The organism is Bacillus sp. FH (assembly GCF_052216825.1).
GTDB lineage: Bacteria > Bacillota > Bacilli > Bacillales > Bacillaceae_G > Bacillus_A > Bacillus_A paranthracis.
In genome coordinates this window covers 11,262-36,417 of record NZ_JBQOUU010000001.1, presented here as the reverse complement: position 1 = coordinate 36,417, position 25,156 = coordinate 11,262, and the positions used below count along the sequence as shown (strand labels likewise).

The window sequence follows — 25,156 nt, the reverse complement described above, 5'->3', positions numbered from 1 at the left end:
ACAAATCTCCAAAATAATGAATAGGGAGATGATACAATGCTAGCTTCACCGTTTTACTTACATACATGGAAAAAGTTTGTTGATGAAGGTGTCCTTGATTCGAACCGTATAAACGAAAGAATTTCAGAATCATGGCATCGATGTAAACAAGCAAATGTGAATCCTCATATGAATAAAGGTCAGAAAATTTTGTCTTCTAATATTTTTCAAGACCAAAAGAAAAAGAGTGAAATCTTCCTAGATATAGCAATACCTCAAATACAAAATATGAGAAAAACCATTGATGAACTGCAAATGATGGCATTATTAATTGATCCAGACGGTTACGTTCTATCGTTAAGTGGAAATAAACAAACGTTGCAACGAGCGAAACAGATTAATTTCATTGAAGGTGTGAAATGGACGGAAGCTGCTGTTGGTACAAATGCGATAGGAACAGCGCTTGAGATTGAAGAGGCTATTATGATAAGTGGTACAGAGCATTATTCTGTCGCATCTCATAGCTGGAGCTGTGCGGCCGCTCCTATTCATAATGATGATGGGAAATTAATAGGCGTTCTAGATTTCTCTTGTCCGATTGAGTTTTCGCATCCATATATGCTCGGTATGGTAACTTCGATTGCACATGCGATTGAACGTGAATGTAGTATTCGAGTACATCAAAATGAACTGCAGTTAATCCATCGTTTTTTAGATGTAATTGATAGTGATGAACAAGTTGTAATTTGTAATCATCGTGATGTTATCGTTTCTGCAAGCAAGAGGGTTCGGGAACGAGTATGTAATTGGTCACGGATGAAACTTGAAGATTTAATGCACTATGGATTGAAAACTAAATTAGAAGTTCCATTATACAGTAATAATAGAATGATTGGGAAATGTATTTATGTAAAGGGAAATAAACAAGTAAAATCATTTTCAACGTCCCCATTTATAAATGGCATCACTTTTCCTGGAGTAATTGGGACAAGCAGTGCATTTCAACATACTTTAGAAGAAATTAAGCTTGTATCACCAACTGACGCAAGTGTATATGTTTGTGGTGAAACAGGTGTAGGAAAAGAATATGTAGCGAGAGCGATTCATGAAAATAGTCCAAGAAAAAATGGTCCTTTTATAGCTGTTAACTGCGGTTCATTACCGAAAGAATTAATGGAAAGTGAATTGTTCGGTTATGCTGAAGGAGCGTTTACAGGTGCACGGCGCCAAGGATATAAAGGGAAATTCGAACAAGCAGACGGAGGAACAATATTTTTAGATGAAATTGGTGAAGTGCCACCAGAGATGCAAGTAGCATTATTGCGTGTTTTACAAGAACGAACAGTAAACCCAATTGGCAGTTCAAAAGAGATACCAGTAAATATTCGTATTATTACTGCGACACATAAAGATCTATTGCGATTAGTAGAAGAAGGGAAATTCCGTCAAGATTTATATTATCGCTTACATGTTTATCCACTATATGTCCCATCGTTAATAGAAAGAAAAGAGGATATTCCGTACTTCATAAAACATTTTTGCAAACGAAAGAATTGGAATGTTGTATTTCCAAAAAGTATTTGTAATCAATTTTATCAGCATACATGGCCCGGAAATATTCGAGAATTATTAAATGTATTAGAACGCATCTACATTTTGTCGCAAGGACGAGAAATATGTGAAAAACAAATCTCTTTTTTATTACAAACAATGATGGGAAATCAACATCAACTTGCATTGCAAGCAGAAAATAAAACAGAGAACACATTAAATTTCCGTGAAAAAATACAGCGTGATAGCATGATTGAAGCGTTAGAAAAGACAAATGGAAATGTTTCATTAGCTGCAAAACTTTTAGATGTACCTCGAAGTACATTTTATAAACGAATGCAAAAATATAAGTTATAAAGTAGATTTTTGTAATCTACTTTTTCTTTGTGGGCTCATGTTCTGTCGGAATGTGCGCTTACCGGGGAAATAATAGAATAGTTAGAAATTAATTTCCGGAAGGAGGACTTAGGTGAAATATATTGAAATTGGTATTGGGAATACGTGGTTCGTTCGAACAGAAACTGAAAATAAAGATGGAACTGAATTTGAAGAACGAGGAATTATAAAACCTATTTATTTTGAGTCTTTATATGTACGAGTGTGGTTTCGAAAAACGTGTTTAATTTTTGATACGAAAGAAGGGTTTAAAAAAGTTAAGAAGAGGAGGATTGAATATAAATTTATAGTTGGAATTGTAAGTAGACTGGATAAAGAAAAAGTGGGCTAACATGCGTAGTTATATTGGACAGGAAATTCTTTTGAATTATATCAAATTCATGAAAAGCACTTTTACTAAATATAAATTGTTAATAAAACCGCTAAGGAAACTTAGCGGTTTCTTTTTAAAAAGGAGGGATTTTCGTATGAATAGGATCGTAACGGTTTTACTTGCAATTATTATAATGGGGTATTCCATTTATAGTTGGAATGATACTTCGGAAATGAGTATGCTAATTTTACAAACGCTTTTAGGGTTTATATTAGTTAGCTTAGGGGTGCAAAATTTAAAAAATAACGAAAAAGAAAATAGAAGTATAGGGATAGCTTTATTACTTGTGGCTTTGTTTTTAATTGTTGTATCTTTAATAAAATATTTTGTATGAATAAGTTTTTAAATTAATAAAAAATTAAAATTCTACTTGTATTTCACTATATAAAATATGGCATAATGATTTAGTTAAAATAGAAATGGATAGGGTATTTGAGAGGGGCAGTATAATGAGTTTTGCAATAGAAATAGTAATAAAAGCACCAATGGATGTTGTATGTGACTACATAATAGAAGATGAAAAAATAAAAGAATGGAATACGTTTATAATAGAAAATCGCTATCCTTCAAATATGGATAAAGAAAATCCACGTGTAGGAGATAAATATATTACTGTTCAAAAAGTCGGTAAGAAAATATTGGAGGCAGAAGTAGAAATTCTTGAATACGATGCACCCTATATTATTTCACTTGGCAGTGAAATGAAGCAAGGTTATTCGGCAATGACTTATATGTTAGAAGAAGATGAGGAGGGTACAGCACTTACATTAATTTCAGAATATGAACCTAGTAATCTTTACTATAAAATTATGTATAAGTTAACAGGCTGGATTTCACGAGGTTTAACTATGGAACAAATTGAGCGTCTAGCAGAATGTGTAGAAGCTGCTTATCAGAAAGAAGATTAAGATTAAAAATATATTAAGGTAAAAGCGTTACTCAATCTCGTGAGTAACGCTTTTACTGTTTGAAGATTTTTTATTGAAAATCTCAATAGCTCTTTCATATATTTCTTTATCAACACAAAATCTTTCTGTTATCCAATAATTAAGTTCAGAAGATGTAATGATTTGTTCTCTTTTCTTACCTTGGAAATATCGTTTTAAAACATTATCATTAATAGAAGTTGGAATACCATCGATATAACCGAAAATCTGAATTTTCTTTAATACAGGGGATGTATACCAATCGTTAGACTTTGTAATGAGTTCTTTCATACTTGATAAATGTATTGGATCTGTATGTAAGATTTTTGTTGGACCTGGATCTCTAGTAATTTTAATCCTATTATTTGAGACTTCATAAGTGAAAGTTTCTCTTACATTACTTACTTGAAATGATTCATAAAGTGGGTAAGCTTGGAATAAAGGTGCACAATAACCAACATCAACATAATAAGGTTGGTCTAAGTTAACCCGTAAGCATAAATGTCCGGGATCCATATACATATAATGAACATTAAAACCAAGATTTGATAATAACCAATGGAATCCAATTGAGTGCGTCCAACAAGTACCCCCGAGACCTTTTGTTGTAATATGGTTTATGTATGTCTCAATGGAAGGGAAATAATTACCTGTTTCATTACCCTTTTCCCAGTCAATTATTTTAGTGAGGGTTTCCCATTTTATTTTTTCTTGATGAGCTTTAATAAGCTCATTTAAAAACTTTAAGCTAGTAGGCTGTTTTGTCATACCTAAAAATGATAGAAAGCTATTTACTAGTTTTTCTTGAGACATTTTCTGATCCTTTCTATATAGAAATCGTTTTTGGTATTATTATACAATAGATATCAGAAAATACAGTTATTTATTAATAGAGTGGGAGAGAATTATATGTCGATGTCGCTATATTATAAACAAATCCGTGAGCAATTAGGTCATGAACTAATTTTTATACCGAGTGTAGCTGCTGTTATTAAAAATGAGCAAGGGGAAATCTTATTTCAATATCCTGGTGGAGAATACTGGAGCTTGCCAGCTGGAGCAATTGAGCCTGGAGAAACTCCAGAAGAAGCGGTAGTTCGTGAAGTGTGGGAAGAAACAGGATTGAAAGTGCAAGTAAAAAAACAAAAAGGGGTGTTTGGAGGAAAAGAGTATCGCCATACATATCCGAATGGCGATCAAGTAGAATATATTGTTGTTGTGTTTGAATGTGAAATTACTAGTGGAAAACTAAAATCAATAGATGGTGAATCTTTAAAACTACAATATTTCTCATTATCTGAAAAGCCTTCTTTAGCGCTACCATACCCAAATAATATATTTTTATAGATGTAAAATAGCACACCTTATGTATTGAAGGTGTGCTATTTATATAAACCAGTCGTATACATTTTCGTCAATGTATGCACAATTTCTTCTAGGTCGATCTTTTTATCATTTTGCACAATCGTCCAAAGAAACATCTCATTCATCGCAAACCAAGCACGTGCTACAATTTCTTTATTCAATTCAGAATGTGCTAACCCACCTTCTTGAGAGTATGTAATATCTTGCGTAATACTGTTTATAAAGCGTTCCCGTATCTCGTCCCATTTTTGACGTATCTCTTTTGATAACCCAATTGCTTCTTCTACAACTTGTAAAATTGCTCGTTCTTTCTCTGCTAATTGTAGAAATGCTTTAACTTGATTTTGAATCATTATACGTGCTTCTTCTGTCGTTTGAGGCGAAAAAGAGCGCTCAGCAATATCATAAAATTGATTCATAACATCTTCCATTAAAACGATGAGGAGATCATCTTTGTTTTTAAAGTATACATATGCCGTGCCATAACCAGTTTCTGCATGTTTAATAATTTGTGTAATTGTCGTTTTTTGAAATCCGTTACGAATAAAAATAGTGTAACCAGAGTGTAATAGTTTCTTCTTTGTTTCTAAGGAGCGGTGTTTTCTTGATGAAAGAGTAGTGTTTTTCAAAGAATCACCTCTTTATACTGAAATATCTGAAAATATAACTGTATTGTAAAAGAAATTCATATATAAAGTCAACTGACATAATATCATTGACGTTATATCAACTAAGGTGATATATTTCAATTAGTTAGAATAAAAAGAAAATTAAGAGAAGGTGACACCATGTATACAGAACCATTTCAACCAACTTATGAGTATGCGCTTGAATGTGATAAACATGATGAACTGAAAGATTTTCAAACTGAATTTTATAAAAAAGAAGGAACAATATATTTAGATGGAAACTCATTAGGGCTACTTTCAAAAAGAGCAGAGAAATCATTACTTACTTTGCTAGATTCATGGAAAGAGTATGGCATTGACGGCTGGACCGAGGGTGAGCATCCGTGGTTTTTCCTTTCGGAGAAATTAGGTGAATTGACTGCACCTCTTATTGGAGCTTTACCAGAAGAAACTATTGTAACCGGTTCCACGACAACAAATATTCATCAAGTAATCGCAACTTTCTATGAGCCGAAAGGAATTCGCACAAAAATTCTTGCGGATGAGTTAACATTCCCGTCTGATATATATGCACTTCAAAGTCAAATTCGTTTAAAAGGATTAGATCCAGATGAGCATTTAGTACGAGTAAAGAGCCGAGATGGTAGAACACTTTCTGAAGATGATATTATTCATGCAATGACAGATGATATCGCGTTAATTTTATTACCTTCTGTACTATATAGAAGCGGCCAAATTCTTGATATGAAACGTTTAACAGCGGAAGCGCATAAGCGTGGTATTCATATCGGGTTCGATTTATGTCACTCAATCGGTTCTATTCCGCATCATTTCAAAAAGTGGGATGTTGATTTCGCGATTTGGTGTAATTATAAATACTTAAATGCGGGACCTGGTGGCGTTGCAGGGCTTTATGTGAATAAAAAGCATTTTAATAGACTTCCTGGATTATCAGGTTGGTTTAGTTCTAGAAAAGATAAGCAGTTTGATATGGAACATACATTAACAGCTGCTGATCATGCAGGTGCTTATCAAATTGGTACACCACACGTATTAAGTACTGCACCTTTAATCGGTTCTCTTGAAATATTTAAAGATGCTGGTATAGAACGTTTACGCGAAAAATCATTACATATTACAAGATACATGCTTAATTTGATTGATCATGAATTAAAAAATTTCGGATTTACAATTGGAAATCCATTTGAGGATGAAAAACGAGGCGGGCATATTTATTTAGAGCATGCAGAAGCAGCACGTATATGTAAAGCGTTAAAAGCAAATGGAGTAATTCCAGATTTTAGAGCGCCAAATGGAGTGAGACTTGCGCCAGTTGCTTTATATAATACGTACGAAGAAGTATGGCAGTCTGTTATGATTTTAAAGAAAATCATGAAAGATGAAGAGTATAAGCAATTTGAAAATAAGCGAGAGGTTGTGGCATAAGTATGAAAACATCAGAGTGGATTGATATTTCACAACCGCTAAATAATGATATTGCTACTTGGCCAGGGGATACACCGTTCTCGTATGAAGTATCATGGTCAAAAGAAGAGAGTGGCTCAGTAAATGTCGGAAAGTTAACGATGAGTATTCATACAGGTACTCATATTGATGCACCGTTTCATTTTGATAATGATGGAAAGAAAGTGTTAGATTTAGATATCCAAGTTTATGTCGGACCTACGCGAATCATTGACGTTTCTAATCTTGAAAGCATTGGGAAAAAGGAATTAGAGAAATTTCATTTAGAAGGCGTAGAACGCTTGTTGTTACGCACATCTTCACATGGTAAAGCGAATGAATTCCCAGATATAATCCCGCATTTACGTGCGGATATAGCACCGTTTCTTTCAGAAAAAGGTATACGTTTAATCGGGGTGGATGTACCATCAGTTGATCCATTAGATGATAAAGAATTAGCAGCGCATCATCAATTGTTTAAACATGGTATACACATTTTAGAAAATGTCGTACTAGATCATGTAGCAGATGGCGATTACGAACTAATCGCATTACCACTTGCCTTATCAGATGCAGATGGAAGTCCAGTTCGAGCAGTTATTAGACCAATATAAGTAGAAATATATATAAAGGGGCGTTTTGCTAATATGAAAGAAAATGAAAAGGTAATTATGGAAAAAGGGATTCATACGGACTTTAAAGAGAATATGACGTACGGGGAATATTTACAATTAGATAGTTTACTATCTTCTCAAAAGAGATTATCAGACCACCATGATGAAATGTTGTTTATCGTTATTCACCAAGCAAGCGAACTTTGGATGAAGCTTATTTTACATGAGTTAAACGCAGCAATTGAATCTATTAAACAAGACAAATTACAACCAGCTTTTAAAATGTTAGCACGTGTATCAAAAATTCAATCACAAATCATTCAATCTTGGGATATTCTTGCGACATTAACGCCGTCAGAGTACATTGAGTTTCGTGACTCGCTCGGTCAAGCTTCAGGTTTTCAATCGTATCAATATCGTATGATTGAGTATGCGCTTGGTTATAAAACGCCGCATGCCTTAAAAATTTATGAAAAAGATCCAGAATTACACGCTCGACTTCATACGGCGCTACATGCACCAAGTTTATATGATGTCGCAATTCAAGCACTTGTAAAAGAAGGATTTCCTATTCATAAAGATGTGTTGAATCGTGATATTACGCAGCCTTATGAAGAAGACGCAACAGTAGAAGCGGCATGGCTTGAAGTGTATGCGGATGTAAAAAAATATTGGGATTTATACCAACTTGCTGAAAAATTAATTGATATTGAAGATTGGCTACAACAATGGCGTTTCCGTCATATGAAAACAGTAGAACGCATTATCGGACATAAAATGGGAACAGGTGGCTCTTCAGGTGTATCTTATTTAAAACGAGTACTTGATCAACGATTCTTCCCAGAGCTTTGGAATGTTCGCACAAAATTATAAAAAACAAACCTGTCAGTTCATTACTGGCAGGTTTGTTTTTTATTTGAACACAAGTATGTTTTAATTAAAGCTACAAGATATAATAAATTAGGTAATGATTTAATTGGAGGTAAAGTATTGGATTTCAGGCAGCTAGAAAATAAATTTGAAAAGAAAAAAGTAAATACATTTCTTGTTTATCAAAAAGGGGAATTAACAACTGAGTATTATAAAACACCTGAATGTGCAAGTAATTTATATAAAATAAATTCGATTACAAAAAGCATTGTATCTATATTAATAGGTATTGCAATTGATAAAGGCTATATAAATGATATACATACACCCATTACAGAGTGGATTGAAAATGTACCTGAGGGAAAACATGATTTGACGCTTTATCACTTATTAACAATGACTACTGGTGAGGAGTGGAAAGAGTTTGGAAATGGAGTAGTATTCCCGAATGACTTTGTAGAATCAGCGAACTGGGTGCAATATATATTAGAAAAACCAATAATTGAAGAACCCGCTACAAAAATGAATTATAACTCAGGCTCTTCGCATTTACTTAGTTACATTATCAAAAAAGCTACTGGAATGCCGACAGAACAGTTTGCGAAAAAATATGTATTTGATCTATTAGAAATTACCGAATATGAGTGGCAACAAGACCCACAAGGAATACATGTCGGCGGCTTCGGTATGAAAATGAAGTCAAAAGACTTATTAAAGCTAGGAATATTATGTTTACAAAATGGATATTGGCAGGGGAATGAAATTGTATCATCGAAATGGTTAGAAGAATCAAGTACACCTCTATTTGAAACGTATGAACATGTCGGGGCGTATGGATATCACTGGTGGGTATTGAATAACGAAAGATTTCACATACCGTACTGTATGTATTTTGCTATGGGATATGGCGGGCAATATATCGTTATCATTCCGCAGTTAGAGGTAGCTGCTGTAATAAGTAGTCATATGCCTAAACGTGGACTTGTTCCATTAAAATTATTTATTGAACATATACAAGAGAATTGTAATTTTCAGTAAGGGCACAAGTAAATCCATTTAATCCAGTTCAATTGTTTCATTTCTTCACAATTGAAAGTAATTTAGAAATGAAAACCTCACTGTTTATATTATAAACAGTGAGGTTTTCATTTTATCTACTCGTCTTCTGAAATGACACCTTAATAAATTTCTCCGTCTTCGTTTCAAATTCTACATCAACAAAAACACCGTATTCTTTTCCATCTTCACGTAACCATAATTTAAATTTTTCAACTGTTATTTGAACGGTTTTCGGTTTTCTACCTATATGAAGATAATCAATTATATCAGCTTTCGGGTATTGTTCTTTCGTCTTTTCTACAGCAAGTTTCCCCCATTTTGCATACGGCGGCTGCGCATGAACAATTGATGAGCTTGTATATACATTTGAACATGTAGTTAGGAATAGAATGACGAGTGCGATACGTTTTAACAATTTTTTCATGATGAACTCCTTTTACCTTTTTTATATTGTTTACATATTTTTTCAACGATATGAGTTTGGATTTTTTTGTCTTCTTTACATAAAAGCGAGGCTTTTACAAAACATAACCAAGAAATCATTTACATAATTAAGGAGGGAAAATTATGCGCCAAAAAGCTATTTTTAAAATAGCGGTTTTACTTGCGTTCATAGGACTATCTTTGATGGTCAGTAGTATACAACTAAAGAATGTAGAAGCCTTTTCTAATCAAGTCATTCAAAGGGGAGCATCTGGTGAAGATGTCATTGAACTGCAATCTCGTTTGAAATATAACGGATTTTATACGGGAAAAGTAGATGGTGTTTTCGGATGGGGTACATACTGGGCACTTCGGAATTTTCAAGAGAAATTTGGTTTACCTGTTGATGGTTTAGCCGGAGCTAAAACGAAGCAAATGCTCGTGAAGGCAACGAAGTATGATAAGTCAACTGCTAATAAAGGAACGACAACGAATAAAGGAAATAGTGGAGGTACTGCACAAGAAAATAAACCACCTCAAAATAAAGGGACAAATGTTCCAAATGGTTATTCTCAAAATGATATACAGCTCATGGCAAACGCAGTATATGGAGAGTCTCGTGGGGAGCCGTACTTAGGACAAGTTGCAGTCGCTGCAGTTATTTTAAATCGTGTTACAAGTGCATCATTTCCAAATACTGTTTCAGGTGTAATCTTTGAGCCAAGAGCATTTACAGCGGTAGCAGACGGACAAATATATTTAACACCAAATGAAACAGCGAAAAAAGCTGTATTAGATGCAATTAATGGATGGGATCCAACAGGAAACGCATTGTATTATTTCAATCCAGATACTGCAACAAGTAAATGGATTTGGACTCGTCCACAAATTAAAAAGATCGGGAAACATATTTTCTGTAAATAGAGCGGAGGTGGAACTATGTTACGAGGTATTATAATCGTATTATTAACAGTTGGTGTAGTTGGGACAGGATACTGGGGCTATAAAGAGCATCAAGAGAAAAATGCAGTATTAATTCGGGCAGAAAACAGTTATCAACGTGCGTTTCATGATTTAGCATATGAGGTTGATTTATTGCACGATAAAATTGGAACAACGCTTGCGATGAATTCGCGCGCATCTTTATCGCCTGCATTAGCAGATGTATGGAGATTAACATCGGAAGCTCGTTCGGATGTAGGACAACTTCCTTTAACATTAATGCCTTTTAATAAAACGGAAGAATTTTTAGCGAATATCGGTGATTTTAGTTACCGTGCAGCCATTCGTGATTTAGAAAAAGAACCATTAAATGATCAAGAATACAAAACGTTGCAAACTTTATATTCCAATGCAGGGAATATACAAGATGAACTAAGAAAAGTGCAACATCTTGTTTTGAAAAACAATTTACGCTGGATGGATGTTGAGATGGCACTCGCATCAAATCGTGATCCTGCAGACAATACAATTATTGACGGATTAAAGACAGTAGAAAAAAATGTAACATCGTATTCATCTACAAACTTCGGACCGACCTTTACAAGTGCACAAAAAAATAAAAAAGGTGGATTTGCAGCAGAAGGAAAAGCAATTTCAAAAGATGAAGCGGCGAAAATTGCAAAATCGTTTTTAAATTTAAAAGGAAATGAAAAAGTAGAAGTCGAGAAAAGCGGAAAAGGTGCGAAAGAATCTTTCTATAGTGTGAAAATTAAAGACGAGGCAACGAATAATGAGTTTTATATGGATATTACCGGAAAAGGCGGATATCCAATTTGGGTTATGAATAATCGAGAAATTAAAGAACAGAAAATTAGTTTAAACGATGCAGGAAGTAAAGGTTTGAAATTCTTAAAGGACCATAAGTTTCATAATATGGAGCTTTATGATAGCTCACAATATGATAATGTTGGAGTATTTACGTATGTAGTAAATGAGAATGGCGTACGAATTTATCCAGAGGCAATTCAAATGAAAATTGCTTTAGATGACGGTTCTATCGTCGGATTTTCGGCGAAAGAATATTTAGCATCACATCAAAAACGAACAATCCCTTCGGCAAAGCTAACTGCAGCAGAAGCAAGAAAGAAAATAAACCCTGATGTAAAGGTAATGGAAGAGCGAAAAGCAATGGTAGTAAACGATTTGCATAACGAAGTACTTTGCTATGAATTTGTAGGTACTTTAGGGAAAGATACGTACCAAATTTTCATCAATGCAAATAGCGGAGCAGAAGAAAAAGTGAAGAAAATGCAAGCTGTTGAAAAAATTTATGATTAAACTTTAATGGTAAAGTGGTGAGAATAATGAAGATTTTAATATATATGTTGATGGTTTGTTTTTTAATAACTGGATGCAGTATTGGAAAAAAGGATAATCCAAACGAAAAGCCCGAGCAAAAAAATGTTTCAATGAAAAATGTTAATTATACAAATAAGTCAAATAAGCCAAATGAAAAAGCAGCGGACCATTTAGCGTCTTTAGCGGCAAGTGTGCCAGGTGTGAATGATGCGACAGCGGTAGTAGTTGGGAAATATGCTATCGTAGGAATTGATGTAAAAGCGAAACTAGATCGAACACGTGTTGAATCCATTAAATACTCTGTTGCAGAAAGTTTGAAAAACGATCCTGATGGTGCTAATGCAGTTGTTGTAGCAGATGTTGATACGTATGAACGACTGAAACAAATTGGAAAGCAAATTAAAAAAGGAAAAACAGGCGAAGGTATACTGGATGAGTTAGCAGCAATTGTTGGCCGTGTAATGCCACAAGTTCCAAATGACATGATTGAAAATAAAGAAACGAATCCAATTCAAGATAATGATAAACAATTACCAAAAGATGAAGAGCAAGAACTGAGAAAAGAACAGAATGACCAATCAAATAATCATTTAAATAAATAAATTTAACAGTAACCCTGTACTAAATTGTACAGGGTTTTTCAATATAATATTAAATATTCAGTTTATTTTTAAGGGAATATATGGTTTAATTATGATGGGAGGGACAACTGTTATGATGAAAAAAAGCACATTAATATTATGTAGTTTATGCTTAGGTTTCAGTATGACAGCGTGTGAACAGAAGAAAGAAGTAAAAAAGCACACAGCGACTTCTTCTACTGTGATGGAAAATCAAAAGAAAAAATCTATCAATATAAATCATTTCTCCAATATAAATGAAGGAATGACTTATAAAGAAGTGAAAGATTTAATTGGTTTTGAAGGGGATTTACTCATAGAAGAAGGGGTGGAACATTCTACACAAATTAAGCAAATTTTTGCTTGGAAGGGAAGCAATCCAACTGCATTAGTTGAAATTACATTTTTAGATGGCAAAGTACATTCTAAAGTGCAGCAAGGTTTAAGTTAATAAGTAAAAAATGGGAGAGTTTATCATGAACATACATACAGGGGAGATTCAATTAGTTCCGTATAAAGAGGAATATAAAGAAGTTATAGAAACATTTACTTTACCAAGTGAACAAGTTCAATTTACGTCGGACCCAGCTGAATTATTGAAAAAAGCAAAAAATGATCGTACAAAAAATGTCATTGTTATTTTAGATTACAATGGGGTACCTGTTGGTCTTTTTGCATTGCAAACAGGAGATAGAGTACAGGAATTCACAGAAAATGAGAACGCTTTACTTTTAACTTCATTTTCTATAAATCACAATAGACAAAGGAAGGGATACGCTAAAAAATCACTGGCACTATTACAAGCGTTTGTACAACGTTATTTTCCGATGAAAAATGAAGTTGTACTTGCTGTGAATGAAAAAAATATTCCAGCACAAAATTTATATGAAAAAGTTGGTTTCCAAGATAAAGGACTTAGAAGAATGGGACCAATTGGTCAACAAATTATAATGCATTTACCTATCATACAATAATGAGAAGAAAAACTTACTCTTGCATAGTAAAGTAGTAAGTTTTTTTATTTGGAACAATATATGTTGTAAAATATATAAATAAACGAAATAGAAATGAAGGAAATACAAATGAATCAAGTTAGAAAATGGAATATTATTGGTGGAAGGGTGATAAAGACAGGAATTGCGGTTTTTCTTACAGTTCTAGTTTGCGAATTTTTCAATATACCAACTATTTTTGCTGTTATTACAGCAATTGTAACAATTGAGCCAACCGCAACGGATTCTATAAAAAAAGGACTAGTTCGTTTTCCAGCTTCAACAATTGGATCAGCGTATGCAATGACTTTCACATTTTTCCTAGGTCATCAGGCGCTTTCTTATGCGTTAGCGGCAATGTTTACAATCGTTACATGTCAAAAACTAAGGCTACACGCAGGAACGTTAGTCGCAACTTTAACTGCTGTTGCAATGATTCCCATTACGGCAGATCATTATTTTACTGCATTTTTAATTCGATTAGCTACTACATCTACTGGTATTATAGTGTCTACTTTAGTGAATTTTTTCATCTTACCACCACACTATGTTAAAACAATTTCGGGATGTACAGAAGAGCTATTTGTTAAAACGGCAAATGTTATGGAGGAATGGCTTACTGCGTTAATGGATGGGAAAGTTATAAAAAAGGAGACAACCTATACTCTTTCTAAATTAACTGTATTATTACATAAAGCAGTACAATTTGTTCAATATGAGCAAAAAGATTGGAAATACCATCGACATACAAAAAAAGAAATGAGAAGCTTTTTACTTGTACAAAAGCAACTTCATTTATTACAGCAAATTATTTATCATATAGATAATTTAGCTCGAGCACCAATTGAAACATGTGATTGGTCACAAAATGAAAAAGAAATTTTACGACGAACAATTCATTCTATAATTTCTATATTAAGAAATCATTGTGAAAAAATAGATGAGGAACATTTTAAACTGATTGATGAATTAGATAAGCAATTTTGGATTAATAAAAATGATTTAGCACATTGTAAACCGAATCAATATCATCATCATTTTTCAAGTGAATCTATCATTTTATTTGAGATATTATCTATACATGATATGTTAGAGGAATTAAAACAAATATTCGAGAAATATGAGAGTGAAAATCAACTTAATTGCTCAGTTCATTAAAATGCGGAGGATTGATATGACAATTTATATTGCATTACTAAGAGGAATCAATGTAGGCGGGCATAAGATAATCAAAATGGCTGATTTAAAACAAGCGTTTGAATCAATAGGGTTGAAACAAGTGAAAACATATATTCAAAGTGGGAATATCGTGTTCGAATCTGAAAAAGATATTGATTTTCTAAACAAACGAATACAATCTGAAATTAAAAACGTTTTTGGTTTTGATGTTCCGGTTATGTTAAGAACACATGAGGAATTTATAAACATTACAAAAAGATGCCCCTATGAAGTCAATTCATTGCGAGAAGGCGAAAGTATACATATTGCCTTCTTAGCACATGAACTTTCTAAAACAGAAAAAGATCAGCTACTTATGCAAAAAAATGAGATTGAAGATTGTTGTATTCATGAAAAAGTTGTGTATTTATTTTTCAAAAATAGCATTCGAAACTCTAAATTAATGAACCAGTTTCAGAAGTTGCATACACCAGCTACAGTAAGAAATTGGCGGACTGTGAATAAATTAAAAGTGATAGTTGAGGGGATGTAAATATAAAAAGATGAGATTTTCTGTATAAAGAAAATCTCATCTTTTTATTTATATTGTTTTGCGACTATAAGCTCGACAATAGGGTGAATAAAGAATGAAGAGCACAGTGCAATAAAAAGAGGGAAGTTTTTAACCCCATTTAAATTAGCTCCCATAGAAAACCCTTCAGAGAAGAGTAATATAAGGAACATTACAACTACGAGCGTAAAATATGCAATTTTAGAGCTTTTATATGTAATTTGTTGTCCCATTTCATCTTGACTTTCTTCTGATACACCGTGAGGATCTCCCCATGTAATATGATTGATAAGGTAGCTAAGTATTAAAGCGCTTGTGAAAATTGTTCCACCTAAAATCGCACCTTCAGCGATGTATTTATAAGCCCCGTGTATAAGCACTCCAAGTAATGATAAAACGATTGTTATTAAAATGAATTTTTTGCGATTCATATGAAAAATGGCACCTCCACTGTTGTAAAAAACTCTTTACAACTATAGTATAAAATTGGAAAAGTTTCATGTCAAATACTTTTTACATATAGAGGCGAGAATATGATATTTTGTTTTTATGATTAATAAAAAATTACATTACATTTGAATGTAAAAGAATGGGCTCGCATATATTTGGAAGGGATGTCAGATTAATTTAGGGGGTAGTTATGTCTATTCTTTTAAAAGCTGGTGCTGATGCAGGAAATAATGGTTTGAAGTTAATGGTGAAAGGGCAAGATCCTATTTTTATTCCGAGTATATATGCTTTATATATAGGAGAGCCTACAGGACTTTTAGATGAGGAAGATGTTTCATTATCTGAATTAGAAAATCACATTGACGTGACCATTAGTTCTCCATCGTTAATGTTAAATAATGTGCGGTATATCGTTGGAGAAAAAGTCATTCAAGATCAATTAAAAGGTACTGAGGTTGAGAAGAAATCGAATAAGTCAACTGATGAGTTAATGGTTATTACGATTCTATCTGGTTTAGCCGTAAGTGCTATGCGTCAAAGTCCAACTTCTAGCCATATTAACATTCGATATGATTTATCTGTTGCTCTCCCTATGCAGCTTATTACACAAGAAATAGCGGCGGAAAATGCGAAACGTTATATGGGGAATCATAAGGTTGTGTTCCATTATCCAAACGGACGTGATGTTACAATTAATATTTCCATCGAATATTGCAAATGCCTACCTGAGGGTGCTTCTGGGACGTGGGGCATTGTATATGATGAAGAAGGAAATGTTGTAAAACATAAAATAGAATGTGAACAAAATAAAGTGTCAGAAATTGATTTTGTTGATAAAACATTATTATCTTTTGATATTGGTGCAGGAACGACAGAAGAAGTCGTTTCACTAGGTGTAAACTTTAGACCACAACTAAGTAAGGGTTTATCGTACGGTGTGAAAGAAACGTTACTACAAATTATTACGAGATGGAACCGGAAGTATCCAACAAAGACAATTGATAGTATTACAGAATTCAATCAAATTTATTTAAATGATAAACACCCTAGAAATGCATTATTAGTTGAGGAATCACAACCAGCACTATTAGGTTTAGCAGCGCGCGTTGCAACGGATATTATTAACAAAATTGATGATATGAAAGACGATCCATATGTTTTTATTTATGGCGGGGGCGCAGTTATCATAAAAAATAGCCTGAAAATGATTTTAAAACAAAAAGGGCGTTTAACAAATGTAATCTTTGTAGATAATCCATTATTTACAAATGCACGTGGGTTATTAGTCTACACTTGTTCGCCAAAATATAGAGAGCATAAGCAAAAAGAGTTAGGATTTACAAACTTAACAATAAGTTAGTTGGTGGAAGTATGCGATCTAGGCGATATAAACGTGGTGACCGAGTAAAAATTAATATTCATAAGTCAGTATCACCTGAAATGCTTGCATGGCTGAATAAACAATCAAATCCAACCAACTTCTTTTTCTTTGCAGCGCAGCAACTTTTTAAACAAGTAGGAGATATTGATGTGTCAAAAGCTATACCAAGTAGCCATGTTTTCTCGTTATACGTTGAGCCATCATCTTTATTAAAAGTAGAAGTTAATCCTTTTAAAAGCTTACCACTAGAAGCAAATAAATCCACCGATAATATAAAAAAAAAATCATGGGAAGCTGTTGATCAATTAGATTGTCCGTTTTTTTAAACATAGAAAAATATAAGTATTGCCCATCACTATACATACGGATACAGTGATGGGCGTTTTTACATGTAAAGATAGGGGGGACACAAATTGCGGCGTGCCCCTCCTATTCATTATTTTTCTATTATTTTAGCTGTATGTTCAGTAACAGTATGAATGATGTCTTCCCAGTCATCAGGATGAATCTCATGTCCAGCGCCTTCAAGAGTTAATAGAGCTGAGTTAGGAATCTCATCGATAAGTGCGAGACCATGTTCAAAAGGGAGTGCGGTATCGTCTGTTCCGTGAATGACTAATGTAGGTGCTTGTATGGAGTGAAGCACCCCTTCATATGCATCATCGCCTTGAAGTAAAGCGTGATTAAACATGCTTAATAAATTGTTAGCTCGTTCAATTTCTTGTTTTACTTGATTATAGACTCTTTTTTCATCAAATGTGCGTTTGGACCCGCATAATAGACGGGACCCTGAAACTAAATATTCTGCTACAATATTTTCATTTGTCCAATCTAAATGCGTGCCATTTGCGTGATGTGTTAAAATTCTTTCATCCATCGGGGGTAAGTCACGTGTGTTATTGTCAGAGCCTATCACACTTGTAGCTAGTAATGTTAATGTTAATATTCTTTCGGGATGTTTTACAGCAGCAATTTGAGCGATCATACCGCCTAAAGACATACCAAATAGATGCGCTTTGTCAATATGATAAGCATCTAGTACCCCAATTGCATCTTCAGCCATATCCGTAACGGAATAATTAGAAGTTCCAGGTTCATATGCGACAGAGCGTCCCACATCACGGTTATCAAAACGAATAACAAATTTCCCCGTGTTAGCCAACTGTTCACAAAATTCTTCATCCCAATAAACCATTGAACACGTAGCACCCATAATTAATAAAATAGCTGGATTTTTAGGGTTTCCAAAGCTTTCTGTACATATATCAATCTCGTTTATTTTAAATATCTTTTCAGTCATAGAGTTCTCTCCATTTCTTTTGAATGTAATTAAACATAAAATTTTGAATGACTCTAAGTTGTGTGTTAGATTTGCTTTGTTTTTTGCGTAATTACCCCCAAAAATAAGTTTATGATAATTTAAGGGGAAAAATTTTGAGAAATAATTGTATGTTATTAAAATAAACAGCAAGGGAGAGGACATGAAAGCAATTGTTATAGATCAATATAGTAGTGTTGAAGAATGAAAGTTTTAAAACCAGTTGTTAAGAATAACGAGGTATTAAAATGAAGAAGGCGTTAGAGAAGCTTATATTTTGAGTGAATATAAACATGTTTCATTTTATTCATGATACGGATTGACTTTATTTATTGGAAAGGCGTAATATTATTAAGCTATATGAAAGAGATCTGTAAGAAGAGGGGAGTTATTATGAAAATAAATTGGACTGAAGTAAAGGAAAAAATTCGACCGCAAATTTCAAAACCATCATATGAAACTTGGTTTACGAATACTACTGTTTATTTAGAGGATGATATATTAACAATTTATTGTCCAAATGAATTTGCACGTGACTGGTTAGAATCTCATTATAAAGAATTAGTATTTAATACATTAAGAGAAATGTTTAATACGACTTTTGAAATTCAGTTTGATCTATGTAATGGCGAACCATCTAACTTGAAAGATGTCCAAAAAGAAAAGCTTAGTAGCTGGGATGAAGTAAAGAAAGCATTAAGACCTAAAATAGCAGAGAAAACATTTATGACATGGATTAGAAATACAAACGCTACGATAAAAGATAATAAAGTAATAATCTTTTGTGAAGATGCGTTTCATCGTGATTTGCTTGAAGGTGAGTATAAAAATATAATTTCAAGTACCGTACAGAAACTTACTGATGAAGAATATCAAATTTGGTTCGAAATAGGATCAAGCGCTACTTCTAAAGCACAGATCCATCACGTGCAAAATAATCAACGTACTTCCGGACAAGAGGAATCAAAAACAATTTGGAATAAAATAAAAGATAAAATGCAATTAAAAATTTCGAGACCGTCATATGAAACTTGGGTCAAAGAAACGACAGCTAGAATAAATGAAGATTCATTAATCATTTATTTTGAAAACGAATTCCAACAAGAGTGGGTTAAAAAGTCTTATAAAGATTTAATTTCGCAAATAGCTAAAGAGTTAACTGGAAATACATATGAGCTTCAATTTGAATTAAAATCAAATACAAATGCACTAGATAATGCTGGAAAATCAACTATTAAAGATATCACTTCCGAATTAGGGGAGCAGTTCAAAGTATCCAATAACAGTTTAAAATATAATGATGTAGACGAGAGCAATAAACGCATTCGAGCCCTAGAAGAAAAAATAATGAACTTGGAAAAGATCATTGGTACATTAGTAGAAAAATTAGATGCAGTAGAATTAAAAACACAGTTGGAAAAATAACCAACTGTGTTTTTTTACTTAATTCGCTTTTTTTATAAACCCTTTATAATGACGTTTTACAAGCTGACTTTCTAACGTTTTCATTGTTTCAAGTGCCACACCGACAATGATCAGTAAGCTTGTACCACCAATTTGTGCAGAAGGTGGTAATGTAGCAATCTTTGTGAATACAAGCGGTAAAATTGAAATTGCACCTAAGAAAATTGCACCGATAAATGTTAAACGGTATAAAATTTTCGTTACATATTGTTCTGTTGATTTACCAGGACGAATACCAGGTACATATCCATTTTGCTTTTTCAAATTCTCTGCCATTTGTTCAGGATTTACTTGAATAAATGCATAGAAGTATGTGAAAGCAACGATAAGACCGACATAAAGTGTCATTCCAATTGGATGTGCGAAATCAAGGTTTGCAACTAACCATTTTGATACGCTTGAATCAGGGAAGAGCTGCGCAATTGTACGCGGCGTCATTAAAAATGCGGAAGCAAAGATGACTGGAATTACACCAGCACTATTTACTTTTAGAGGTAAATGAGTGTTTTTTGCTCCTTGATATTGATTGTTTCCTGAAACAGCTTTTGCATATTGAATCGGTATTTTACGCACCGCTTGTTGTATGTAAATAACGCCAACAACTATCGCTAAAATTATAAGACCAATTAAGACCATTTTTATGATGTGCATGAATAATTGATCGCCTGCATTTTGAAATTGTTGTAAATAAATTTGATTCGCAACATTTGGAATCGCTGCTACAAGTCCTGCGAAGATAAGCATCGAAATACCATTACCTACTCCATTAGCGGTAATTTGTTCACCTAACCAAAGTAAAAATGCAGTACCTGCAGTTAAAACTGTTGCAATAAATAAGTATGTAGTCCAGCTTTGATCTGTTATTAATTGTCCACCTGCTATATTATTAAAGCCATAAGACATCCCAATGGCTTGTATGAATGCGAGAATGATTGTAAAGTATCGAGTAAATTGAGCTGATTTCTTACGGCCCATTTCTCCTTGCTTTGCCCATTCCGAAAATTTTGGTATGACGTCCATTTGTAGTAATTGTACTATAATGGAAGCTGTAATATATGGTGTAATACCTACAGCAAAGATTGAGAAGTGTTGCAATGCTCCTCCGCCAAATACGTTTAGCATACCTAAAACGTTAGCTTGATCTTGTACTTTTAATACCTCTGCGTTAGTATGAGGAACTGGAATAAACGTGCCAATTCGAAAAACGATTAACATCGCTAATGTAAAAAGGATTTTCCTTCTTATCTCAGCTACTCTCATGAAATTTGAAATCGTACGAAACATTATATCGCCTCCTATATTTTTATCAGTTTAAAACTGATTATTATATCCCGATGAAGTAACCACAAACCTCCTTCCGCATTAAATTCATTTGACAAATGGAATTTTATACATTTTGTAGTTTTCACGGATATAAAAATATAAGGTATTTTTAGCGAGCTATAAGTTTTTCGTAATCATTCAATACACATAATATATCGAATAAATTAACAAATGTACATACATACGCATGAAAAATGAATGAATAGGGACATTTTTTACATTTATTTAATGATAAATTGATATGACATGTTATTAATTGTTGTTTTTTCTGGGAGGGTAGATTAGATAAAAAAACACCCTTAAAAAGGTGTTTTTTTATCCACAAGTTCATAAAACGTATTTCAAATATTTAACAGCACCATTTCGGTTTATTAATAGTTTGACTGTTTGGAAATTCTATATAATCTAGGTAAATTCGTTGTAATAGATACAATTTACCGCTTGTTGGATCTTCAATGGTAAAATAGTCAGTTCCAGCTGATGTAAGAATCCCGGTGTATGATTGTGTACCAAGTGATGAATCTCTCACATATGTCAAAACCACCGTAACTTGTACACCTATATTGGTACATAAAAAATCTTGAACACTACAATTGCAATCATTATACGAGTTTTTTTGCATCAATATGACCCCTTTAGTTTTTAATATACTATTTAAGTTTCTAGTAATGTGCTTGGACGATGAAAAGAATTCTATCAAGCCATTTAGTATAAAAGAATATTTTTTGTGAAAACATCCAGCTCTTTAAAATCAGTATCTATTCATTCATTGTTCTTATTTGTAGCATATTTCCGCGTGTTTTCATTGGAGTTTTGTACTATTAATGAAGGGATATTTATTAATGAAGTCTAAATAAATGGAGTAGATAGTTATAAAGGGGCTGATATAAATGAAAGTGACTATAAAAAAATTACCACCATTAAAAGTAGCCTATATAAGACGAACTGGTAGTTATTTTGAACCACAAGATCACTGGGGAAGGTTATTACAGTGGGCAAATGAAAATAAACTTTATCCACCGGAGCAATCATTTATCGGAATCTCATTAGATAATCCTGAACTTGTTGCAAGCCATATGTGCCGACATGATGCTTGCGTGACCATACCTGAAAACTTTGAGAAAGAACAACATGAGGGTGTGCAATTTAAAAGTGTAGATGGAGGTCTATACGCTCTATACGAATTCTATGATGAACCTCATAAATTAAGTGTAGCGTATCAATACATGTACGCAGAGTGGCTGCCAAATAGTGAGTATGATGCAGATTATGATAGAGATAATTTAGAGTTTTGCTTAAATAATGTTGCAGAAGATTTAGAAGGAAAGTTAAAGGTTGATTTATTTGTGCCAATTAAAAAAGTACCAATAAATATGAATGCAAATAAGTAGTATGTTTCTTTCTAGCATTATCTTTACTATATTTTTTATTTGCTAATCAAACAGTAACGGAGGATACTGGTGTATTGGATGATGTATTTTTAAAAGGTTATTGGGTAGAGAAATCATTAAATAAACAATTAAATGAGACGAGCATATACTAATAAATGACACAATGCATAATTTATAATCGTATTTGAAGAGCACCTTAAAGTGCTCTTTTTTTATTGAAATTCATGCACTTATATAAGTTGTTCTTAATTTGAATCATCGTCCTTATATTATGTAATTTTGCATAATGTTACATAAATTGTGTATTTTCCCTTTTTTTCGACAGGAACAGGAAGTATACTTTGTACAAGCTTTCTATTTCAAAATTATACGAGGTGAAAAAATGAAAAACAAAAAGACGTTAACTAAGGTAGCATTAACAACAGGTTTAGCTTTAACAGCAGTAGCACCGTATGGAGTAGGTCATGCAGAGGAAACAGATCAACTACAAGTTCAAATTCAGGAGGAATCATTCCGTTCAGGTGAACTTACACAACCGTCACAAAAGGCACCAGAGAATGTAGTAAAAGATGCTCTTAAGGAGAAAACAGAACAAGCCCTTTCTTCAAAGCAAGTCAATGGAGAAACTGGAGTAGATTATAAAGTTCTTCAAAAACGTGATTCATATGATGGGACTACACTTGTACGTATACAACAAACATATGAAGGAAAAGAAGTATATGGCCATCAATTAACTGCACACGTAGATAATAACGGTGTTATTAAAAGTGTTTCAGGCGATAGCGCGCAAAATTTAAAACAAGAAGAATTGAAAAAGCCTATCAATCTATCAAAAGATGAAGCGAAACAATATATTTATACGAAGTACGGGAACGATATCAATTTTATTTCGGAGCCAGAAGTTAAGGAAGTTATTTTTGTTGATGAAAATAATGGACAGGCTAGCAATGCATACCAGGTTACATTTGAAGCGGCAACACCAAAATATGTTTCCGGAACATATTTAGTAAATGCACAAAATGGTGATATGTTAAAAAATATGGTACAAGAGTCTAACTTGAAAGCAAGTGAAAAACTAGTTGGAGCCTTAAAGAAAAGTAAAAAAAGCAGTCTTACATCATTAACGGGCACTGGAAAAGATGATTTAGGGATCTCTCGTTCATTTGGTATTTCTAAACAAAGTAATGGCAAATATGCTCTGGCTGATTATACAAGAGGGCAAGGAATTGAAACATATGATGTGAATTACAGAGATATTACGAAAGAAGAAAGCTATTATCCTGGTACATTAGCAACTAGTACTTCGACAACATTTAACGATCCAAAAGCAGTAAGTGCTCATTACTTAGCAACAAAAGTGTTTGATTTTTATAAAGATAAATACAATCGTAATAGCTTTGATAATAAGGGACAAAAGGTAGTTTCAGTTGTACACGCTTGGGATTCTGAAGAGACGAATAATCCGAAAAATTGGCAGAATGCATTAAGTGCTAATAATGGTAGTATGCTTGTATATGGAGATCCTATCGTCAAAGCATATGACGTAGCTGGCCATGAATTTACACATGCTGTTACTTCTAGTGAATCTAATCTTGAATATTACGGTGAATCTGGTGCGATTAATGAGGCACTATCTGATATTATGGGAACATCTATTGAGAAATACGTAAATAATGGAAGCTTTAACTGGACGATGGGAGAACAAACTGGATCTGTCTTCCGTGATATGGAAAACCCAGCTTCTGTTCCATCTTCACTTGGAGTACCTTATCCAGATGATTACAGTGAATTTAACGATTTTAATGGATGGGATCAAGGTGGCGTTCATTTTAATTCAAGCATTATTAATAAAGTTGCTTATCTTATTGCAAAAGGCGGAACTCATAACGGAGTAATTGTTAAAGGAATTGGTGAAGATAAAATGTTTGATATTTTCTATTATGCAAATACAGATGAGTTAAACATGACTTCTAATTTCAAAGAATTGAGATCAGCATGTATTCGAGTGGCAACTAACAAATATGGTGCAAATTCAGCTGAAGTTCAAGCAGTACAAAAGGCATTTGATGCAGCAAAAATTAAGTAAGTTAGAAATATAGTTCTTATTCATATATTATTACATTATGAAAAACAGCTAATATCGTTTTAAGGATATTAGCTGTTTTTTTCATACCAATGTATTTGAAAAATAAACTTACTAAGCAATAATTAGGTACTCTACCTTTAAGAAGTTGCGACAAAGATTTTAGGTTTATAGTATATAAAAACAGAAAATTAATAATATATTGACCCCTTAATGGGAAGTGCTATAAAATGAAAGCGATAACAAACGATTGCTTTAAAATAATTTCCCTGATCTTTTCGTATTTACAGATATATGAAGACATAAATAAACTATTTTTTTAACAATCAATGCAAACGTTTTCGTATTGGAAAGATCATTGAAATACATATGTGAAAATAACCAATACGGGGGGAAGCAAAAGAGATTTCTATATTAATTTAAATTGTGTAATGTAGTACGGGCATAATAAATCG

General features: G+C 33.2%; 28 protein-coding genes. 21 read left to right on the top strand and 7 right to left on the bottom strand.

The genetic code is table 11. The features are described 5' to 3' along the window. Positions 1-36 precede the first annotated feature (36 nt). From ACTT1L_RS00200 to ACTT1L_RS00185, 4 genes are all read left to right on the top strand, one after another. Entirely contained in the window at positions 37-1,887 is a 1,851-nt protein-coding gene (locus ACTT1L_RS00200; protein WP_061130385.1) for a sigma-54-dependent Fis family transcriptional regulator, read from the top strand. Positions 1,888-1,999: 112 nt separating this feature from the next. Further along, the gene (locus tag ACTT1L_RS00195; RefSeq protein WP_000873859.1) at positions 2,000-2,257 is read left to right on the top strand and encodes a DUF3977 family protein; all 258 of its coding nucleotides are present in this window, start codon (positions 2,000-2,002) and stop codon (positions 2,255-2,257) included. A 136-nt stretch (positions 2,258-2,393) separates the two neighbouring features. Continuing rightward, positions 2,394-2,633 carry a DUF3953 domain-containing protein gene (locus tag ACTT1L_RS00190; protein ID WP_001080078.1) on the top strand — a complete coding sequence of 80 codons (240 nt, stop codon included), beginning with the start codon at positions 2,394-2,396 and terminating at the stop codon, positions 2,631-2,633. A 115-nt stretch (positions 2,634-2,748) separates the two neighbouring features. Next, a complete protein-coding gene (locus ACTT1L_RS00185; protein WP_000006421.1) occupies positions 2,749-3,207 on the top strand; it encodes an SRPBCC family protein in 459 nt (152 codons plus the stop codon). Positions 3,208-3,234: 27 nt separating this feature from the next. Here the strand turns inward: ACTT1L_RS00185 and ACTT1L_RS00180 are convergent, their stop codons facing one another. Continuing rightward, positions 3,235-4,038 carry an arylamine N-acetyltransferase gene (locus ACTT1L_RS00180; protein ID WP_061130384.1) on the bottom strand — a complete coding sequence of 268 codons (804 nt, stop codon included), beginning with the start codon at positions 4,036-4,038 and terminating at the stop codon, positions 3,235-3,237. 96 nt (positions 4,039-4,134) lie between these two features. Here ACTT1L_RS00180 and ACTT1L_RS00175 point away from each other — a divergent pair, with 96 nt between their 5' ends. Beyond that, the gene (locus ACTT1L_RS00175; protein ID WP_000062940.1) at positions 4,135-4,572 is read left to right on the top strand and encodes an NUDIX hydrolase; all 438 of its coding nucleotides are present in this window, start codon (positions 4,135-4,137) and stop codon (positions 4,570-4,572) included. Positions 4,573-4,607: 35 nt separating this feature from the next. Here the strand turns inward: ACTT1L_RS00175 and ACTT1L_RS00170 are convergent, their stop codons facing one another. Next, positions 4,608-5,219 carry a TetR/AcrR family transcriptional regulator gene (locus tag ACTT1L_RS00170; RefSeq protein ID WP_000799603.1) on the bottom strand — a complete coding sequence of 204 codons (612 nt, stop codon included), beginning with the start codon at positions 5,217-5,219 and terminating at the stop codon, positions 4,608-4,610. Between the two features lie 159 nt (positions 5,220-5,378). Between ACTT1L_RS00170 and kynU the strand changes: the two genes are divergently transcribed. The 4 genes from kynU (at position 5,379) to ACTT1L_RS00150 (ending at position 9,205) form a co-directional block, all read left to right on the top strand. Further along, positions 5,379-6,665, top strand: coding sequence for a kynureninase (kynU, locus tag ACTT1L_RS00165; RefSeq protein WP_442821706.1), 1,287 nt, complete (start codon positions 5,379-5,381; stop codon positions 6,663-6,665). A 2-nt stretch (positions 6,666-6,667) separates the two neighbouring features. Next, positions 6,668-7,297 (top strand): arylformamidase, encoded by a 630-nt coding sequence (gene kynB / locus ACTT1L_RS00160; RefSeq protein WP_000858056.1) that lies wholly within the window; start codon positions 6,668-6,670, stop codon positions 7,295-7,297. Positions 7,298-7,330: 33 nt separating this feature from the next. Continuing rightward, entirely contained in the window at positions 7,331-8,170 is an 840-nt protein-coding gene (gene kynA / locus ACTT1L_RS00155; protein WP_000661965.1) for a tryptophan 2,3-dioxygenase, read from the top strand. Between the two features lie 117 nt (positions 8,171-8,287). Further along, positions 8,288-9,205 carry a serine hydrolase domain-containing protein gene (locus ACTT1L_RS00150; protein ID WP_071741724.1) on the top strand — a complete coding sequence of 306 codons (918 nt, stop codon included), beginning with the start codon at positions 8,288-8,290 and terminating at the stop codon, positions 9,203-9,205. 112 nt (positions 9,206-9,317) lie between these two features. On the opposite strand, the gene ACTT1L_RS00145 is transcribed toward ACTT1L_RS00150, so the two are convergent. Continuing rightward, the gene (locus ACTT1L_RS00145) at positions 9,318-9,650 is read right to left on the bottom strand and encodes a DUF3889 domain-containing protein (RefSeq protein ID WP_076874553.1); all 333 of its coding nucleotides are present in this window, start codon (positions 9,648-9,650) and stop codon (positions 9,318-9,320) included. 143 nt (positions 9,651-9,793) lie between these two features. Between ACTT1L_RS00145 and sleB the strand changes: the two genes are divergently transcribed. The 7 genes from sleB to ACTT1L_RS00110 all read left to right on the top strand — a co-directional run bounded on the left by sleB (position 9,794) and on the right by ACTT1L_RS00110 (position 15,273). Continuing rightward, positions 9,794-10,573 (top strand): spore cortex-lytic enzyme, encoded by a 780-nt coding sequence (gene sleB, locus ACTT1L_RS00140; RefSeq protein WP_001249053.1) that lies wholly within the window; start codon positions 9,794-9,796, stop codon positions 10,571-10,573. A gap of 15 nt (positions 10,574-10,588) precedes the next feature. Then, the gene (ypeB, locus tag ACTT1L_RS00135; RefSeq protein WP_000943712.1) at positions 10,589-11,929 is read left to right on the top strand and encodes a germination protein YpeB; all 1,341 of its coding nucleotides are present in this window, start codon (positions 10,589-10,591) and stop codon (positions 11,927-11,929) included. Positions 11,930-11,955: 26 nt separating this feature from the next. Beyond that, positions 11,956-12,552, top strand: a complete 597-nt coding sequence (locus ACTT1L_RS00130; protein WP_000698002.1) for a YhcN/YlaJ family sporulation lipoprotein — start codon at positions 11,956-11,958, stop codon at positions 12,550-12,552. Positions 12,553-12,664: 112 nt separating this feature from the next. After that, entirely contained in the window at positions 12,665-13,021 is a 357-nt protein-coding gene (locus ACTT1L_RS00125; protein ID WP_000976537.1) for a hypothetical protein, read from the top strand. 25 nt (positions 13,022-13,046) lie between these two features. Further along, positions 13,047-13,544 (top strand): GNAT family N-acetyltransferase, encoded by a 498-nt coding sequence (locus tag ACTT1L_RS00120; RefSeq protein WP_220779128.1) that lies wholly within the window; start codon positions 13,047-13,049, stop codon positions 13,542-13,544. A gap of 108 nt (positions 13,545-13,652) precedes the next feature. Further along, on the top strand, positions 13,653-14,720 hold the full coding sequence (locus tag ACTT1L_RS00115; protein WP_061130378.1) for an aromatic acid exporter family protein: 1,068 nt from the start codon (positions 13,653-13,655) through the stop codon (positions 14,718-14,720). A gap of 16 nt (positions 14,721-14,736) precedes the next feature. Next, positions 14,737-15,273: a DUF1697 domain-containing protein gene (locus ACTT1L_RS00110; protein ID WP_242231060.1), complete on the top strand. Its 537-nt coding sequence runs from the start codon at positions 14,737-14,739 to the stop codon at positions 15,271-15,273. A 44-nt stretch (positions 15,274-15,317) separates the two neighbouring features. Here the strand turns inward: ACTT1L_RS00110 and ACTT1L_RS00105 are convergent, their stop codons facing one another. Continuing rightward, positions 15,318-15,722, bottom strand: coding sequence for a hypothetical protein (locus ACTT1L_RS00105; protein ID WP_001080322.1), 405 nt, complete (start codon positions 15,720-15,722; stop codon positions 15,318-15,320). Positions 15,723-15,931: 209 nt separating this feature from the next. Between ACTT1L_RS00105 and ACTT1L_RS00100 the strand changes: the two genes are divergently transcribed. After that, positions 15,932-17,101 (top strand): ParM/StbA family protein, encoded by a 1,170-nt coding sequence (locus ACTT1L_RS00100; protein WP_000025610.1) that lies wholly within the window; start codon positions 15,932-15,934, stop codon positions 17,099-17,101. An 11-nt stretch (positions 17,102-17,112) separates the two neighbouring features. Further along, positions 17,113-17,448: a hypothetical protein gene (locus ACTT1L_RS00095; protein WP_001257754.1), complete on the top strand. Its 336-nt coding sequence runs from the start codon at positions 17,113-17,115 to the stop codon at positions 17,446-17,448. A gap of 110 nt (positions 17,449-17,558) precedes the next feature. Here ACTT1L_RS00095 and ACTT1L_RS00090 read toward each other — a convergent pair whose 3' ends face one another. Beyond that, positions 17,559-18,422 (bottom strand): alpha/beta fold hydrolase, encoded by an 864-nt coding sequence (locus ACTT1L_RS00090; protein WP_000136574.1) that lies wholly within the window; start codon positions 18,420-18,422, stop codon positions 17,559-17,561. Between the two features lie 411 nt (positions 18,423-18,833). Here ACTT1L_RS00090 and ACTT1L_RS00085 point away from each other — a divergent pair, with 411 nt between their 5' ends. Next, the gene (locus tag ACTT1L_RS00085) at positions 18,834-19,865 is read left to right on the top strand and encodes a DnaA N-terminal domain-containing protein (RefSeq protein ID WP_076868632.1); all 1,032 of its coding nucleotides are present in this window, start codon (positions 18,834-18,836) and stop codon (positions 19,863-19,865) included. Positions 19,866-19,883: 18 nt separating this feature from the next. On the opposite strand, the gene secY is transcribed toward ACTT1L_RS00085, so the two are convergent. Both secY and ACTT1L_RS00075 read right to left on the bottom strand, forming a co-directional pair. Then, positions 19,884-21,188, bottom strand: a complete 1,305-nt coding sequence (gene secY / locus ACTT1L_RS00080) for a preprotein translocase subunit SecY (protein WP_061130374.1) — start codon at positions 21,186-21,188, stop codon at positions 19,884-19,886. A gap of 388 nt (positions 21,189-21,576) precedes the next feature. Next, positions 21,577-21,849 (bottom strand): spore coat protein GerQ, encoded by a 273-nt coding sequence (locus tag ACTT1L_RS00075; RefSeq protein ID WP_016717644.1) that lies wholly within the window; start codon positions 21,847-21,849, stop codon positions 21,577-21,579. Between the two features lie 268 nt (positions 21,850-22,117). Here ACTT1L_RS00075 and ACTT1L_RS00070 point away from each other — a divergent pair, with 268 nt between their 5' ends. Both ACTT1L_RS00070 and ACTT1L_RS00065 read left to right on the top strand, forming a co-directional pair. Beyond that, positions 22,118-22,618, top strand: a complete 501-nt coding sequence (locus ACTT1L_RS00070) for an AraC family transcriptional regulator (protein WP_016717643.1) — start codon at positions 22,118-22,120, stop codon at positions 22,616-22,618. Between the two features lie 382 nt (positions 22,619-23,000). Further along, positions 23,001-24,704: a M4 family metallopeptidase gene (locus ACTT1L_RS00065; protein ID WP_061402913.1), complete on the top strand. Its 1,704-nt coding sequence runs from the start codon at positions 23,001-23,003 to the stop codon at positions 24,702-24,704. Positions 24,705-25,156: the final 452 nt, after the last annotated feature.

Excerpts from the sequence above, each read along its gene's own strand:
- ACTT1L_RS00200 (WP_061130385.1), top strand. The coding sequence starts at position 37 with ATGCTAGCTTCACCGTTTTACTTACATACATGGAAAAAGTTTGTTGAT.
- ACTT1L_RS00190 (WP_001080078.1), top strand. The coding sequence starts at position 2,394 with ATGAATAGGATCGTAACGGTTTTACTTGCAATTATTATAATGGGGTAT.
- ACTT1L_RS00185 (WP_000006421.1), top strand. The coding sequence starts at position 2,749 with ATGAGTTTTGCAATAGAAATAGTAATAAAAGCACCAATGGATGTTGTA.
- ACTT1L_RS00180 (WP_061130384.1), bottom strand. The coding sequence starts at position 4,038 with ATGTCTCAAGAAAAACTAGTAAATAGCTTTCTATCATTTTTAGGTATG.
- ACTT1L_RS00175 (WP_000062940.1), top strand. The coding sequence starts at position 4,135 with ATGTCGATGTCGCTATATTATAAACAAATCCGTGAGCAATTAGGTCAT.
- kynU (WP_442821706.1), top strand. The coding sequence starts at position 5,379 with ATGTATACAGAACCATTTCAACCAACTTATGAGTATGCGCTTGAATGT.
- kynB (WP_000858056.1), top strand. The coding sequence starts at position 6,668 with ATGAAAACATCAGAGTGGATTGATATTTCACAACCGCTAAATAATGAT.
- kynA (WP_000661965.1), top strand. The coding sequence starts at position 7,331 with ATGAAAGAAAATGAAAAGGTAATTATGGAAAAAGGGATTCATACGGAC.
- ACTT1L_RS00145 (WP_076874553.1), bottom strand. The coding sequence starts at position 9,650 with ATGAAAAAATTGTTAAAACGTATCGCACTCGTCATTCTATTCCTAACT.
- sleB (WP_001249053.1), top strand. The coding sequence starts at position 9,794 with ATGCGCCAAAAAGCTATTTTTAAAATAGCGGTTTTACTTGCGTTCATA.
- ypeB (WP_000943712.1), top strand. The coding sequence starts at position 10,589 with ATGTTACGAGGTATTATAATCGTATTATTAACAGTTGGTGTAGTTGGG.
- ACTT1L_RS00130 (WP_000698002.1), top strand. The coding sequence starts at position 11,956 with ATGAAGATTTTAATATATATGTTGATGGTTTGTTTTTTAATAACTGGA.
- ACTT1L_RS00125 (WP_000976537.1), top strand. The coding sequence starts at position 12,665 with ATGATGAAAAAAAGCACATTAATATTATGTAGTTTATGCTTAGGTTTC.
- ACTT1L_RS00120 (WP_220779128.1), top strand. The coding sequence starts at position 13,047 with ATGAACATACATACAGGGGAGATTCAATTAGTTCCGTATAAAGAGGAA.
- ACTT1L_RS00115 (WP_061130378.1), top strand. The coding sequence starts at position 13,653 with ATGAATCAAGTTAGAAAATGGAATATTATTGGTGGAAGGGTGATAAAG.
- ACTT1L_RS00110 (WP_242231060.1), top strand. The coding sequence starts at position 14,737 with ATGACAATTTATATTGCATTACTAAGAGGAATCAATGTAGGCGGGCAT.
- ACTT1L_RS00105 (WP_001080322.1), bottom strand. The coding sequence starts at position 15,722 with ATGAATCGCAAAAAATTCATTTTAATAACAATCGTTTTATCATTACTT.
- ACTT1L_RS00100 (WP_000025610.1), top strand. The coding sequence starts at position 15,932 with ATGTCTATTCTTTTAAAAGCTGGTGCTGATGCAGGAAATAATGGTTTG.
- ACTT1L_RS00095 (WP_001257754.1), top strand. The coding sequence starts at position 17,113 with ATGCGATCTAGGCGATATAAACGTGGTGACCGAGTAAAAATTAATATT.
- ACTT1L_RS00090 (WP_000136574.1), bottom strand. The coding sequence starts at position 18,422 with ATGACTGAAAAGATATTTAAAATAAACGAGATTGATATATGTACAGAA.
- ACTT1L_RS00085 (WP_076868632.1), top strand. The coding sequence starts at position 18,834 with ATGAAAATAAATTGGACTGAAGTAAAGGAAAAAATTCGACCGCAAATT.
- secY (WP_061130374.1), bottom strand. The coding sequence starts at position 21,188 with ATGTTTCGTACGATTTCAAATTTCATGAGAGTAGCTGAGATAAGAAGG.
- ACTT1L_RS00075 (WP_016717644.1), bottom strand. The coding sequence starts at position 21,849 with ATGCAAAAAAACTCGTATAATGATTGCAATTGTAGTGTTCAAGATTTT.
- ACTT1L_RS00070 (WP_016717643.1), top strand. The coding sequence starts at position 22,118 with ATGAAAGTGACTATAAAAAAATTACCACCATTAAAAGTAGCCTATATA.
- ACTT1L_RS00065 (WP_061402913.1), top strand. The coding sequence starts at position 23,001 with ATGAAAAACAAAAAGACGTTAACTAAGGTAGCATTAACAACAGGTTTA.